At 69.6% G+C, this 14,555-nt stretch carries 9 protein-coding genes and 2 pseudogenes; 10 read left to right on the top strand and 1 reads right to left on the bottom strand.

The window, feature by feature from the left end; genetic code table 11:
* The first annotated feature begins 58 nt into the window (after positions 1–58).
* Positions 59–658: a TetR/AcrR family transcriptional regulator gene (locus OG700_RS09725; protein WP_405611838.1), complete on the top strand. Its 600-nt coding sequence runs from the start codon at positions 59–61 to the stop codon at positions 656–658.
* A gap of 365 nt (positions 659–1,023) precedes the next feature.
* Positions 1,024–2,631 (top strand): citramalate synthase, encoded by a 1,608-nt coding sequence (gene cimA / locus OG700_RS09720; RefSeq protein WP_405611836.1) that lies wholly within the window; start codon positions 1,024–1,026, stop codon positions 2,629–2,631.
* A 118-nt stretch (positions 2,632–2,749) separates the two neighbouring features.
* Here cimA and OG700_RS09715 read toward each other — a convergent pair.
* Positions 2,750–3,724 (bottom strand): annotated as a pseudogene (locus OG700_RS09715) (glycoside hydrolase family 30 beta sandwich domain-containing protein); the annotation flags it as partial.
* 322 nt (positions 3,725–4,046) lie between these two features.
* On the opposite strand from OG700_RS09715, the pseudogene OG700_RS09710 reads away from it, so the two are divergent.
* From OG700_RS09710 to OG700_RS09675, 8 genes and pseudogenes are all read left to right on the top strand, one after another.
* Positions 4,047–5,021, top strand: a pseudogene (locus OG700_RS09710) (LacI family DNA-binding transcriptional regulator); the annotation flags it as partial.
* Positions 5,022–5,380: 359 nt separating this feature from the next.
* Positions 5,381–7,051, top strand: coding sequence for an ABC transporter substrate-binding protein (locus tag OG700_RS09705; protein WP_405611834.1), 1,671 nt, complete (start codon positions 5,381–5,383; stop codon positions 7,049–7,051).
* Positions 7,052–7,064: 13 nt separating this feature from the next.
* Complete coding sequence (locus tag OG700_RS09700) at positions 7,065–8,258, top strand: ABC transporter ATP-binding protein (protein ID WP_405611832.1); 1,194 nt, start codon at positions 7,065–7,067, stop codon at positions 8,256–8,258.
* Positions 8,255–9,235 (top strand): ABC transporter permease, encoded by a 981-nt coding sequence (locus OG700_RS09695; RefSeq protein WP_405611830.1) that lies wholly within the window; start codon positions 8,255–8,257, stop codon positions 9,233–9,235. The genes OG700_RS09700 and OG700_RS09695 overlap by 4 nt, the downstream gene beginning before the upstream one ends.
* A gap of 3 nt (positions 9,236–9,238) precedes the next feature.
* The gene (locus OG700_RS09690; RefSeq protein ID WP_405611828.1) at positions 9,239–10,330 is read left to right on the top strand and encodes an ABC transporter permease; all 1,092 of its coding nucleotides are present in this window, start codon (positions 9,239–9,241) and stop codon (positions 10,328–10,330) included.
* Positions 10,327–11,448 carry an ABC transporter ATP-binding protein gene (locus OG700_RS09685; RefSeq protein WP_405611826.1) on the top strand — a complete coding sequence of 374 codons (1,122 nt, stop codon included), beginning with the start codon at positions 10,327–10,329 and terminating at the stop codon, positions 11,446–11,448. Before OG700_RS09690 ends, OG700_RS09685 begins: the two co-directional genes overlap by 4 nt.
* A gap of 68 nt (positions 11,449–11,516) precedes the next feature.
* Positions 11,517–12,926, top strand: coding sequence for a GH1 family beta-glucosidase (locus tag OG700_RS09680; protein ID WP_405611824.1), 1,410 nt, complete (start codon positions 11,517–11,519; stop codon positions 12,924–12,926).
* Positions 12,927–13,146: 220 nt separating this feature from the next.
* A complete protein-coding gene (locus OG700_RS09675) occupies positions 13,147–14,484 on the top strand; it encodes a hypothetical protein (RefSeq protein WP_405611822.1) in 1,338 nt (445 codons plus the stop codon).
* Positions 14,485–14,555: the final 71 nt, after the last annotated feature.

Here is a 14,555-nt window from a genome sequence, read left to right as displayed (position 1 = left end):
CGATGCGATGTGTGACCCGACGGCAACCCCGTGTGCCCGCATCAGGTACAACGGACGAGTGACACCCACCGCGCGCCGCCGCAACTCCGCCCCGCCCCGCGAGGCCGTGCTCGCCGCCGCCATGGACACCATCGCCGGGGGCGGGCTCGACGGGCTCACCATGGCGGGGCTCGGACGTGACGTCGGAATGAGCAGCGGGCACCTCCTCTACTACTTCCGCACGAAGGACGAGCTGCTGCTCCAGACCCTGGAGTGGAAGGAATCCCAACTCGGCGTCGAACGCCGGGGCTTACTGTCCCGGCAGGTGACGGTGCGGGAACGACTCGACGCGTACGTCGACCTGTACGTCCCCACCGGCCACCGCGATCCGTACTGGACGCTGTCCCTGGAGGTCTGGAACCGCTCGCAGGAAGCCGCCGACGGCGACCGCGCGAGGCGGGCCGCGATCGGGCGGGCCTGGCACCGGGACCTGGTGGCGCTGCTCGCCGAGGGGATCTCGCACGGCGAGCTGCGGGCGGTCGACCCCGACAGATTCGCCGCGCGGCTGCGCGCGATGCTCGACGGCTTCAGTGTCCATGTGGTGGTCGGCATACCGGGGACCGGAAGAGACCAAGTCCTGGCACATGTTCGCGAGTTCATCGAAGATTCGCTGCTCTGAGCCGCCCCGCCCAGCGAGTCGGCCCCGCCCGCCCCACCGGACCCGATGATTCCGGAATTCTCGTCTCGCGACACCCGCACCGCCCGCATCGTGAGACGGGGCTTCCACCGCAGGACAAACGTGCCAGACTGCTTGCGTGTTCTCGTTCTCCATGATTATGGGCAGCAGGCGCGCCGGTCCGCAGTGACCGCTACGTACATCACCACGTACGGAGCGGCCAACGTGCCCCAGACCCGCGCGCAGACCTCTCGCACCCGCGAGGGGTTTTTTCGTTTTCCGGCCCCACCCCGGCCGAAACGGGACGCACGCGCAGACGGTGGCAAGTGGAGCCAGACCCTCCATCACTCGACAGGAGTCACAGAGTCATGACCACAGAGTCAACGGTCACCGACGACAGTTTCCATGTCTTCGACACCACGCTGCGCGACGGAGCCCAGCGCGAAGGCATCAATCTGACGGTCGCCGACAAGCTCACCATCGCGCGGCACCTGGACGACTTCGGGGTGGGGTTCGTCGAGGGCGGCTGGCCGGGCGCCAATCCGCGGGACACCGAATTCTTCGCCCGCGCCCGCGACGAGATCGACTTCAAGCACGCCAAACTCGTCGCCTTCGGCGCCACGCGCCGCCCCGGCGGCGCAGCCGCCGACGACCCGCAGGTCAGGGCGCTGCTCGACTCCGGCGCCCCGGTGATCACACTGGTCGCCAAATCACACGACCGGCACGTCGAGCTGGCGCTGCGTACGACGCTCGAAGAGAACCTGGCGATGGTCGCCGACACCGTGTCCCACCTGTGTGAACAGGGCAGACGCGTCTTCGTGGACTGCGAGCACTTCTTCGACGGCTACCGTGCCAATCCGGAGTACGCCAAGGCCGTCGTCAGGGCCGCAGCCGACGCCGGCGCGGATGTCATCATCCTCTGCGACACCAACGGCGGCATGCTGCCCGCCCAGATCCAGGCCGTGGTCGCCACCGTGCTCGCCGACACCGGCGCCCGGCTCGGCATCCACGCCCAGGACGACACCGGCTGCGCCGTCGCCAACACCCTCGCCGCCGTCGACGCGGGCGCCACGCACGTGCAGTGCACCGCGAACGGCTACGGCGAGCGCGTCGGCAACGCGAACCTCTTCCCCGTCGTCGCTGCGCTGGAGCTCAAGTACGGCAAGACGGTGCTGCCCCCGGGCGCGCTGGCCGAGATGACCCGGATCTCGCACGCCATCGCCGAGGTCGTCAATCTGACGCCCTCCACCCACCAGCCGTACGTCGGCGTCTCCGCCTTCGCGCACAAGGCCGGGCTGCACGCCTCCGCGATCAAGGTCGACCCCGACCTCTACCAGCACATCGACCCCACCCAGGTCGGCAACACCATGCGGATGCTCGTCTCCGACATGGCGGGGCGCGCCTCGATCGAGCTGAAGGGCAAGGAACTGGGCGTCGACCTCGGCGACGACCGCGATCTGGTCGGCCGTGTCGTCTGCCGGGTCAAGGAGCGCGAACTCAAGGGCTACACGTACGAGGCGGCCGACGCCTCCTTCGAGTTGCTGCTGCGCGAGGAGGCCGAGGGCAGGGCGCGGAGCTACTTCCGTACGGAGTCGTGGCGCGCGATCGTCGAGGACCGCCCGGACGGCTCGCACGCCAACGAGGCGACCGTGAAGCTCTGGGCCAAGGGCGAGCGCATCGTCGCCACCGCCGAGGGCAACGGGCCGGTCAACGCGCTGGACCGGGCCATGCGGGTCGGCCTGGAGCGTATCTACCCCCAGCTGGCCAAGCTGGAGCTGGTGGACTACAAGGTCCGCATCCTGGAGGGCAAGCACGGCACGGAGTCCACGACGCGCGTGCTGATCACCACGGGGGACGGGGCGGCGGAGTGGTCGACGGTGGGTGTCGGCGAGAACGTGATCGCCGCGTCGTGGCAGGCCCTGGAGGACGCGTACACCTACGGACTGCTGCGGGCCGGGGTCGAGCCGGCCGAGTAGCGAGCGGCGGAGCGACAGACGTACGTACTACGTACGGGGTGTCGGCGACCGCCCGGCCACCGGCACCCCCTCCGTAGGAGGAGAACCCGCGGAGAAGCACGGACTACGTCTGAAGCCGCCACTTCTGGTTGGCCGCCCCGGTGCAGCTCCACAGCTGCGTCTTCGCCCCGTTCGCCGACGAATTGCCGGTGACGTCGAGGCACTTGCCGCCGAGACCGGTCAGGGCGCCGGCGGTGCCACCGCCACCGCCGGACTGGCCGCCGGCCCAGGTGAAGGTGGCCGACGTCTTGGCGGGCAGCGAGTAACCGAAGTTCTGGCCGCCCCAGTTGACCCGGATCTCGCGCGCCTGTGATGCCTCGTTGTACGCGATCAGCGCCTTGGAGCCGTTCGGGTTCTGCCAGGCCACGTTGGGTACCGTGGTGCCGGCGGTGGACTCGATACGGTGCGCGCCCGGCGTCACGAACTTGGTGAGGTGGCCCATCGTGTCGTACTCGATCTTCAGCCGGCCGCCGTTGAGCCGGCCGTTGTCCTTCGTCCATGCCGGGGCGGGCCAGGGCGACGCCTTCGTCGTCAGCGCCGGGTTGAGCTGCTTCGCCTGCTTCGTCAGCGGCAGCACGTCCTGGGGATAATGTGCGATCGAGAATTCCGACAGGTCGGGGTCGGTCCGGCCGGCGGGCATGTCGACGAAGGTGTAGCCGAACCGCGCGAGGTCGGAGCCGCCCAGCGGGTTGCGGATGAATGAGAGCCCGATGCCGTCGGTCGGTGAGAAGAGCTTGCGCATCGTGTCGTCGCGGGTGGCCTGGGAGAGCGCCCCACTGCCCTTCATCGGCCAGGCGGCGGTGTTCGTGAACGAGGCGCCGCCGCCGGTGAAGGTCTGGTACTTGGTGTTCTCGTTGACGGTGAGGTTCGTACCGCCGCCGTTGCCCGGCTGGAACGTGACGGGCGTCTGCGGCTGGAGGCCGCGGGTCACGGTGCGGCCATCGCTGTCGCTGGTGGTCGTCAGCCAGATGTTCACCTGCTCGCCGGCGGCCTGCGCCGTACCCGCAAAGACGCCGGTGAGTCCGGCGGTCGTGAGCACGTCGGCGAGGAGCATTTCGTCAGCCGCCGTCGAGCGCCGCCGGGCCCTTTCTTTCTGCTCGGTCTGATCATGGGGCGCTGCCCTTCTTGGCAGAGGGGTGGGGGTCTTCCATGGATCGTGAGGCGAGCGTGAACTCCGATATGAACTCCAGTCCATGATTGAACCTTCAGAACCTGAACGCATAACTCCCTCTCGGCCCCCAGGAGTTACCCCCCGATCAATTCCGGTGTGAAGTCTTGACGGTGTTGGTCTGGACCGGTTAACTCACCGCTCACATTGGAACCGGTTCCGGTACCGGTACCGGAACTGATCCCACGCAACGATTCGAGGCCCGCCGATGCGCGTCACCATTGCCGACGTCGCCCGCGCGGCAGGTGTCAGCAAGACGACCGTGTCCCGGGTCATCAACACCAAGGGTGAGGTCGACGCGGGAACGGCCGCGCGGGTCCGTGACGTGATCGCATCTCTTGGATACGTGCCCAGCTCGGGCGCCGTCGGACTGGCCCGCGGCAACAGCCGTACGGTCGGGATGCTGGTGCCCTCGCTGACCTGGGCGTGGATGGGCGAGGTCCTTCAGGGCGTCGTGGACACGGTGGAGGCCGCCGGCTACGGCCTGCTGCTCTTCACCTTCAACCGGGGCGCGGACTCGGTCGAGCGTTTCACCACCCAGGTCTCCGCACGGGCCTTCGACGGACTGCTCGTCGTCGAACCCGAGAACACGCTCGACAAGATCATCGCCATGAGCCACAGGGGGCTGCCGGTCGTCCTCATCGACGATCGGGGCAGTCACCCCGACGAGTTCCCCTCCGTCGTGACCACCAATTTCGAAGGAGGAGCGTCCGCCGCCCGCCATCTGCTGGCCGACGGACGCACCAGACCCCTGGTCATCACGGGGCCGGAGCAGTTCGGCTGCGTACGTGACCGGCTCGGCGGCTTCCGCGAGATCCTCCCGACCGACCTGGTCGTCGTGGGGGACTTCACGGAGCTGTCCGGGCGCCTCGCCGTCGAGCGACTCCTGGCCGCAGGTACGCCGTTCGACTCCGTCTTCGCGCACAACGACATCAGCGCCGCGGGGGCGCTGAGAGCGCTGCGCGCGGCGGGACGGTCGGTGCCGGACGACATCGCCGTGGTCGGGTTCGACGACATCCCGATGGCGCAGCACACCGAACCGCCCCTGACGACCGTCCGCCAGCCCACCCGGCGGATGGGGGAGACGGCGGCACGGATGCTGCTCGGGCACCTGGGAGGGACGACCGCGCCGGACGAACCGGTCGTTCTGCCAACGGAGTTGGTCGTACGGCAGTCGGCACCGCTGGCGGGGGCGAACTCCGCCGCGCCTGCGGGGAGTTCGCCGGTCGTCGGGGCGGTCGCCGATTCCGTGCCCGCGTACCACCCGTAACTCGCAAGTCGTCACTCGCTAAACGCAGACGTCCGTACGCACCACCTGCTACACCGTCAGCACTGCACTGCACTGCACAGCCGCAACGCCGCACAGCCGCAACGCCGTATTGGTGCACAGTCCTCACCGTGCACACGCGCAACGCCGCACAGCCGCAACGCCGCAACGCCGCAACGCCGCGTCAACCCAACCCAACCCGGTCCTCAGGCCGCCGGCCCCACGGGCGGCCCGCCGCCGTCCCGCAGAGCTGCAATTCCCTTTCTGGAGTCGCCATGTCCGCACCCCGCAAGCTCCGGGCGCTGGCCGCCGCCACCGTCGTGGCCGCGCTCGCCGCCGGATGTTCCTCGGCCAACTCGGACGCCAACCGGTCCTCGGGCGGCGCCTCCGGCGTCCTCACCGTCGGTATGCCGAACGGCCCGCAGACCAACAACAGCAACCCGTTCCTCGGCACCTCCGCCGGCGCGTCGCTCGGCTACCGCTACATGATCTACGAGCCGCTGGTGATGCCGAACGACGTCCGCCCCGAGAAGAAGGGGACGCCCTGGCTGGCGACCGACTGGGCGTGGGAGTCGAACTTCACCGAGGTCACCTTCACCCTGGACGACCGGGCCAAGTGGTCGGACGGCAAGAAGCTGACTGCCGACGACGTGGCGTTCACCTTCGAGATGATCAAGAAGTACCCGGCGCTCAACTTCTACGGCGTCGCCTACGACGGCATAACCGTGGAGGGCGGCAAGGTCGTCCTGACGTTCAAGGACTCGCAGTTCGTCAACCAGAGCAAGATCGAGCGCACGTTCATCGTGCCGAAGCACATCTGGGAGAAGGTCGGGGACCCGGCGACCTGGCCCAACCGTGAGCCGCTCGGCTCGGGGCCGTACAAGCTCAAGACGTTCACGCCGCAGACCACCACGCTCGACACCACGTCCTCCTACTGGAAGGGCAAGACGCAGGTGAAGGAGCTCCGCTTCACCTCGTACAACGACAACAGCGCGCAGACCACCGCACTCGCCAATGGCAAGGCGGAGTGGTCGTTCGTGTTCATGCCGAACTACAAGCAGTTGTACGTCGCCAAGGACCCGAAGAACAACAAGCTCTGGTTCCCCTCCGGACTCGGCATCCACGGCCTCTGGTTCAACACCACCAAGGGCGCGCTCAGTGATCCGGCGCTCCGCAAGGCGATGGCCATGGTGGTCGACCGCGGGGCGATCCACATCCAGGCGCAGGCCACGCTCTACCCGGAGATCACCAACCCGACCGGCATCCCGCTGCCCGCCGGTGAGTCCTTCCTGGCTCCCGAGTACAAGGGCGTCACGATCAAGCCCGACGTCGCCGGGGCCAAGAAGCTCCTGGACGAGGCCGGCTACACGCTCGACGGCGGCGTCCTGAAGGACCCGGACGGCAAGGCCGTGAAACTGACCTTCACCGACCCCGCCGGCTGGAACGACTACATCACGGGTTTGTCCATCATCAAGGACAACATCAAACCCCTGGGCATCGACGCCAAGGTCAAGACGCAGACCGCCGAGGCATGGACCGCCGATGTCTCCAACGGCAACTTCGACGCCACGCTGCACTGGACCAACTCCGGTGCCACGCCGTACGACATGTACGCGAATATCATGGACGGCGCGCTGCTCCAGCCCATCGGCAAGACCGCACCGCTCGGCAACTTCGGCCGGTTCGACAGCGACAAGGCGACCACGGCGCTCAAGGAGTACGCGAACGCCACGGAGGACTCCGCGCGTACCACGGCCCTCAACACCCTCCAGAAGATCATGGTCGACGAGGCCCCGATGATCCCGACGGCGGCGGCACCCATCGGAGCGGAGTACTCCACGAAGAACTGGGTGGGCTGGCCGACCGAAGCCGACCCGTACGCCCCGCCGCAGCCGACCCAGCCCAACGCGCTGGACGTCGTGCTGCATCTCAAGCCCGCGAAGTAGACGGGGCCGGCCGATGACCAGCGAAGACCGAGAGCCCGCCGAGAACGTCGCCACTCACGACAACGACAACGACAACGACAACGGCGTCGTGCTCGAAGCGCGCGGCGTCACGAAGCACTTCCCCGTCAGACGGACCGTCGGCGACATCGTCAGCCGCAGGCGCCGCACCGTCCACGCCGTCGACGACGTCTCGCTGCGCCTGCGGCGCGGCAGTGTGACGGCGCTGGTCGGGGAGTCGGGGTCGGGCAAGTCGACAGTGGCCCGGCTGCTGTCACAGCTGTATCCGCTCACCGAGGGTGAGATACGACTCGGCGGCACCCCGGTCAAGGCTGGTCGCGGCCGGTCCTTCCGGGCGTACGTGGAACAGGTCCAGTTGATCTTCCAGGACCCGTTCGCCTCGCTCAACCCCGTACATACGGTGCGCTACCACCTCACCCGCTCGCTGAAGATCCACGGCAAGCAGGCCACCGAGGCGCAGGCGTGCGAACTCCTGGAACGCGTCCAACTGCTGCCACCTGTTCAGTACTTGGACAAATTCCCGCACGAGCTGTCCGGTGGCCAGCGTCAGCGCGTCGCCATCGCGCGGGCGCTGGGCGCCGACCCCAAGGTGCTCCTCGCCGACGAACCCGTCTCGATGCTCGACGTCTCCATCCGGCTCGGCGTGCTCAACCTGCTGCGTGATCTCAAGGAGCGTCTGCACCTCGCGATCCTCTACATCACGCACGACATCGCGTCCGCGCGGTACTTCGCGGACACGACCCTGGTGATGTACGCCGGCCGGATCGTGGAGGGCGGCGACAGCGAGCGAGTCACCCAGCAACCCGCGCACCCTTATACCCAGTTGCTCATCGCCTCGGCCCCCGACCCCGACCGGATCGCGGGCGAGGAGGACCAGGAGGAGACCGGAAGCGGCGAGCCCCCTTCGCTCATCTCCCCGCCCAGGGGCTGCCGCTTCCACCCCCGCTGCCCCAAGGCGATGGAACGCTGCCGCACCGAACTGCCGCCGCGCTTCGAGCTGGACGACGGCCAGTGGGCGGCGTGCTGGCTGTACGAGGACCGCCCCGTCACCACGGCCGTCCCCGGCGCCCCGGCGCCCGCCGCGACCGCCCCCGACGCCGGCACCCGCACCGGCACCCGCACCGGCACCCGCACCCGCACCGGCACCGGCACCGGCACCGTGAGCACGACGGAGGTGACGGCGAAGTGAAGTTCGTCCTCCAGCGGATCCTCTTCTACCTCGTCACGGCGTGGGCGGCGATCACCATCAACTTCCTGATCCCGAGGCTGATGCCCGGCGATCCGGTTCAGGCCCTGATCGCCCGGTTCCAGGGCCAGCTCGACACCCGCGCGATCGCCTCGCTCAAGGCCCTCTTCGGCCTCGACAAGGAACGCTCGCTCTGGCAGCAGTACACCGACTACTGGGGCCAGCTCTTCCAGGGCGACCTCGGCCTCTCCTTCACCTTCTTCCCCACGCCCGTCAGCGAGGTCATCTCGCAGTCGCTGCCCTGGACACTGGTACTGGTCGGACTCACCACCCTGATCAGCTTCCTGCTCGGCACCGGCATCGGCGTCTACAGCGGCTGGCGGCGTGGCTCCTGGATGGACAGCCTGCTGCCCGTCACGACGTTCATCTCCTCGATCCCGTACTTCTGGCTGGGGCTGATCGCCATCGCCCTGTTCGCCGTGAAGTGGCCGGTCTTCCCGGCCGCCGGCGGCTACGACAGCTCGCTGGTGCCCGCGTTCGACGTGCCGTTCATCTCCAGCGCGCTCTACCACGGCTTCCTGCCCGGCGTCACGATCATCCTCAGCGCCATCGCCGGCTGGATCCTCGGCATGCGCAACATGATGGTGACCGTCTCGTCCGAGGACTACGTGACGGTGGCGCAGGCCAAGGGACTCTCCGAGCGCCGCGTGATGTTCTCGTACGCCGCCCGCAATGCGATCCTCCCCAACATCTCCGGCTTCGCCCTCTCCCTGGGCTTCATCGTCGGCGGCACGCTGCTGGTGGAGATGGTCTTCTCCTATCCCGGCATCGGCTATCAGCTCTTCCAGGCGGTCGGCGCCAAGGACTATCCGCTGATGCAGGGCGTCTTCCTGATCATCACGCTGTCCGTGCTCGCGGCGAATCTGCTCGCGGACATGGTCTATCTCTTCCTCGACCCGCGCACCCGGAAGGAGGCCTGAGCCATGTCCATTCCCGCAACAGAGGTCGCCGTACTCGACGCGGCTCCGGCGCCCACCCCCTCCAAACGAGCCAGACTGCGCTTCCTGCGCGGAGGCAAGACCCTCACCGGGATCTCGATCCTTGGGTTCTTCACCCTGCTCGCGGTCATCGGTCCGTGGATCGCCCCGTACGACCCCGACATGATGAGCGATCAGCTGCTCCAACCGCCGTCGGGCGACCACTGGTTCGGCACCACGCAGACCGGCCAGGACGTGCTGTCGCAGATTCTCGTCGGCACCCGGGGCGTGCTCCTGGTGGGCTTCGTCGCCGGTTTCTTCGCGACGGTCCTGTCCGTGCTGATCGGCGTCACCTCCGGGTTCCTCGGCGGCGTCATGGACGAAATCCTCTCCGCGCTGTCCAACATCTTCCTGGTCATTCCGGCGCTGCCGCTGATCATCATCATCGCCAGCTTCGTCTCCGACGCGGGCGACCTGCTGATCGCCGCCGTGATCGCCTTCACCTCGTGGGCGTGGGGAGCGCGCGTACTGCGCGCCCAGACCCTCTCGCTGCGCCGGCGCGACTACGTCGAGGCGGCGCGGGCGACCGGCGAACCGACGTGGCGGATCATCGGCTTCGAGATCATGCCGAACCTCACCGCCGTGATCGCGTCCGGCTTCGTCGGCACCGTCATCTTCGCCGTCCTGCTGGAGATCACCCTCGCCTTCATCGGCGTCGCCGACATCTCCAACTGGAACTGGGGCACCGTCCTGTTCTGGGCGCAGTCCAACCAGGCCCTCGCACAGGGCGCGTGGTGGTGGTTCGTCCCCGCCGGGCTGTGCATTGCCCTCCTCGGCACCTCGCTCGCGCTGATCAACTTCGGCATCGACGAGTTCGTGAACCCGCGGCTGCGCACCGAGACCGGCTCCTCGCGGAAGATCCGGATGCGGGTCGGCTTCACGCCGGTGGCGCGCACGGACCGTACGAACGGGGCCGCCAAGGCCGCCCCGCCCGAAGGGACACCTGCTGGGCCATCCGAACGGACTCCCGAACGGACCTCCCAACCGAACCCCGCACGGACGCCCGACCGCACGCCCGACAAGGAGACCCGCGCATGACGACCGGTCGCCCCGTCCTCACCATCAGCGGCCTCAATGTCGATTACGGCACCGGCCCCGGCGCGGTCCACGCGCTGCGCGACATCGACCTGACCCTGCACCGCGGCGAAGTCCTCGGCCTCGCGGGTGAGTCGGGCTCGGGCAAGTCCACGCTCGCCTACGCCGTGACCCGGCTGCTCTCCCCGCCCGGGGTGATCACCGGCGGCGACGTCCACTACCAACCGCCGCGCGACGACGCGGCACCGGTGGACCTGCTGACGCTCACGCCGCGGGAGTTGCGCGCCTTCCGCTGGCAGGAGCTGTCGATCGTCTTCCAGGGCGCGATGAACTCCCTCAACCCCGTGCACACGGTGCACAGTCAGCTCACCGATGTGCTCAAGGCGCACCGTCCGGAGATGAGGCCGGCCGAGCGCACCGTACGCGCCGAGGAACTGCTGACGCTGGTCGGCATCTCCCGCGACCGGCTCGGCGCGTTCCCGCACCAGCTCTCGGGCGGCATGCGCCAGCGCGTGATGATCGCGATGGCGCTCGCCCTGGAGCCCGAGATCGTCATCATGGACGAACCGACCACCGCCCTGGACGTGGTGATGCAGCGTCAGATCCTGCGCAAGCTCGTCGCACTCCGCGAGGAGCTGGGTTTCTCGGTCGTCTTCATCACCCACGACATCTCGCTGTTGATCGAGTTCTCGGACCGGATCGCGATCATGTACGGCGGCCGGATCGTCGAGGAGGCGGGCGCCGCCGAGATCTACCGCGACCCGCGCCACCCCTACAGCGACGGGCTGCTGCACTCCTTCCCCGCGCTGCACGGACCCCGCAGGGAGCTGACCGGCATCCCCGGCTCTCCGCCGCATCTGACGGCGATGCCGACAGGCTGCGCCTTCCATCCGCGCTGCGGCAAGGCGTTCGACCCGTGTGCCGAGCGGGTACCGGTGCTGGCCGCCCCGGACCCCGCCCCGGACGCCGCGACCGAACGCACCGTGGCGTGCTGGCTCCACCAGGCCGCCCCGGAACCGGCGTTCGCGCCGGCATCCGATCCCGCGACCGCGGCCGGGGCCGGGGCCGGGGCCGGGGCCTCCGAATCGGCCGATGACGCCTCGGCGGCCCGCTCCGGCTGATCCGCTTCCAGACCACCGCGCCCCCGCCCTCGCCCCCGCCGTGCGCTCATCCATGAACCAGGAGACCCATGAACGCCACCCCCACCCAGAACCTCACCCGCCCCGCCGCGGCGCTCAAGGGTCTGCCGGCCGACTTCCGCTGGGGCGTCGCCACCTCCGCGTACCAGATCGAGGGAGCGGCTGCCGAGGACGGCAGGACCCCCTCGATCTGGGACACCTTCTGCCGGGTCCCGGGCGCGGTGGAGGGCGGTGAGCACGGCGACGTGGCGTGCGACCACTACCACCGGATGCCGCAGGACGTGGAGCTGATCTCGGGCCTCGGCGTCGACACGTACCGCTTCTCGCTCGCCTGGCCGCGCATCCAGCCCGGCGGGCGCGGTCCGGCCAACGCGAAGGGCCTGGACTTCTACAAGCGCCTCGTCGACGAGCTGCACCGCCGGCACATCACCCCGTGGATCACGCTCTACCACTGGGACCTGCCGCAGGAGTTGGAGGACGCGGGTGGCTGGCCCGCCCGCGACACCGCGTACCGCTTCGCCGACTACGCGGCAATCGCCTACGACGCGCTCGGTGCCGACGTCGAGAACTGGACCACGCTCAACGAGCCCTGGTGCTCGGCGGTCCTCGGCTACGACGTGGGCGTCCACGCCCCCGGCCGCAAGGACTTCGGCGACTCCATCCGCGCCGTGCACCACCTCCTGCTCGGCCACGGACTCGCCTCGCGGCGCATCCGCGCCGCCGCCGGCGACAACCCGCTCGAACTCGGCATCACCCTCAACCTCGGTACGGCCACGCCCGAGACCGACAGCGAGGCGGACCGCGAGGCCTGCCGCCGCGCCGACGGACAGGGCCGGCGCCTCTATCTGGACCCGCTCGTCCACGGCCGCTACCCCGAGGACGTCGTCGCCGACCTCGCGCTGCGCGGCGCCGAACTGCCCGTCCAGGACGGCGACCTGGAGATCATCGCCGATCCGCTGGACGTCCTCGGCGTCAACTTCTACCGGGGAGCCCTGTTCTCCGGCGTCACCGAGAGCGGTGCCCCGGTGGACGACAACGGGCTGCCCGTCACCCGCGGCGTACCCCGTGACCTGCCCCGTACCGCCATGGACTGGGAGATCACGCCCACCGAACTCACCGACCTGCTCCTGCGCCTTCAGCAGGACTACGCCGTCCCCACCGTCATCACCGAGAACGGGGCGGCCTTCGCCGACACCGTCGCCGCCGACGGCTCCGTCCCGGACGCGGACCGGACCGCGTATCTCGCGGACCATCTCGCGGCGGTCGCCGAGGCGCGTGCGCGGGGCGCCGACGTACGCGGCTATTTCGCCTGGTCGCTGATGGACAACTTCGAGTGGGCGTACGGCTACGACAAGCGCTTCGGCATTGTCCGCGTCGACTACGACACCCAGGTCAGGACCCTCAAGGACAGCGCCAAGTGGTACCGCGACACGATCGGCCTCACCCGCGAGGCGCGATAGCACCCGCCCCGCCCCGGACCGCGAATCCCGAACCCCCATGAGTGACGCGCCCGGGCCTCCCCGTCCGGGCGCGCCGCTCGTTCCGCGACAGGGTCGCGAGCGTTCCGTGCCCACCCGGCCCCGTTCCGTAACAGCGCCGTACCCGCCCCGCCCCGTTCCGTCCTCGTTCCGTCACATTCGGGCCGCTCCGGATCGAGGCGCCCTCCGGTACCGTCGTGATATGAGGACGAGGCTGTTCACCACTCTGTCCGGGTTGCTGCTCGCCTTCGCAGGCGCCGCCGTCGTCGCGGCGCCGGGCGCGCAGGCAGCCACCGGCCCCGATGCCGTGGCCGCGGCCTTCAAGAAGGGCCCGGTCTATGTCGACCCGCGCGCCTCCGACCAGCTCTCCCGGTCGGACGCCGACGCGCTGACGAAGAAGATCAAGGACGCGGACAAGCCGGTCTTCGTCGCCGTCCTGCCGCGGGCCGCCGAGTTCGATCCGGACACCACACTGCTGAACAGACTCAGGGACGCGACCGGGGTGTCCGGCGTCTACGCCGTACGCCTCGGCGACACGTTCGACGCCGCCGCCGACGCCCGGGTCCTGCCGCCCGGCGCCGTCCGTACGATCACCGACGGCGCCAAGGGCACGGGCGGCCCCGTCGCGGCGTCGGTGGAACTCGACAACTTCGTGGACCAGGCCCTCGCCGAATCGCGCGGCCGGGCCCCGGCGGGCTGGGACACGTCCTCCGGTGACGGCACCGGCACCGGCGGCGCGACCGGGCTGATCACGCTCGGCGGTGTCGTCGTGCTGGGCGGCGCCGGGGTGTACGCGGTGCTGCGCCGCAACCGCCTCCGTAAGGAGGAGCGCGACAGGCAGGCCCTGGGCAGGCTCCGGGTCGTCGTGGACGAGGACATCACCGCCTTCGGCGAGGAGCTCGACCGCCTCGACTTCCATCCGGGTGAGAAGGGCGCCGACGACGCGATGCGCACGGACTACGAGCACGCGCTGGACGCGTACGAGCAGGCGAAATCGCTCATGGCCTCCGCCGGGCATCCGGAGGATGTGCGCGGGGTGACCGAGGCGCTGGAGGACGGCCGCTTCTCGCTTGCCGCACTCGCCGCGCGGCGCACGGGCACGCCGCTCCCGGAGCGCCGTTCGCCGTGCTTCTTCGATCCCCGGCACGGCCCGTCCGTCAAGGACGTGGACTGGTCACCACCGCCCGGCGGCGCCGTGCGCCCCATCCCGGTCTGCGCGGCCGACGCGGCGCGCCTGGCGGACGGCGACGACCCGATGACGCGGATGGTGCAGACCGAGCACGGCCCGCGCCCGTACTACGACGCCGGGCCCGCGTACGGCCCCTGGGCCGGCGGTTACTTCGGCGGCGGCGTGCTTCCCGCCCTGCTGGTGGGCACCATGCTCGGTACGGCCCTGACCACCCCCGCCTACGCCGCGGACTACGGAGGCGGCGACTACACCGGCTACGACGGCGGCTCGGGTGGCGGCTTCGACGGAGGCGGCTTCGGCGGGGGAGGGGACTTCGGAGGCGGTGGCGGCTTCGACGGGGGCGGATTCTGACTGTCGCCCCGCGCCGTACCGCCACCCGCGCTCCGCACACCGCGTGCGCGGCGGAACGACCCCGGTGCGGG

It is taken from the genome of Streptomyces sp. NBC_01508, from assembly GCF_045040315.1.
GTDB lineage: Bacteria > Actinomycetota > Actinomycetes > Streptomycetales > Streptomycetaceae > Streptomyces.
The sequence above is the reverse complement of the archived record's forward strand: the minus strand, read 5'-3'. Positions and strand labels throughout refer to the sequence as shown.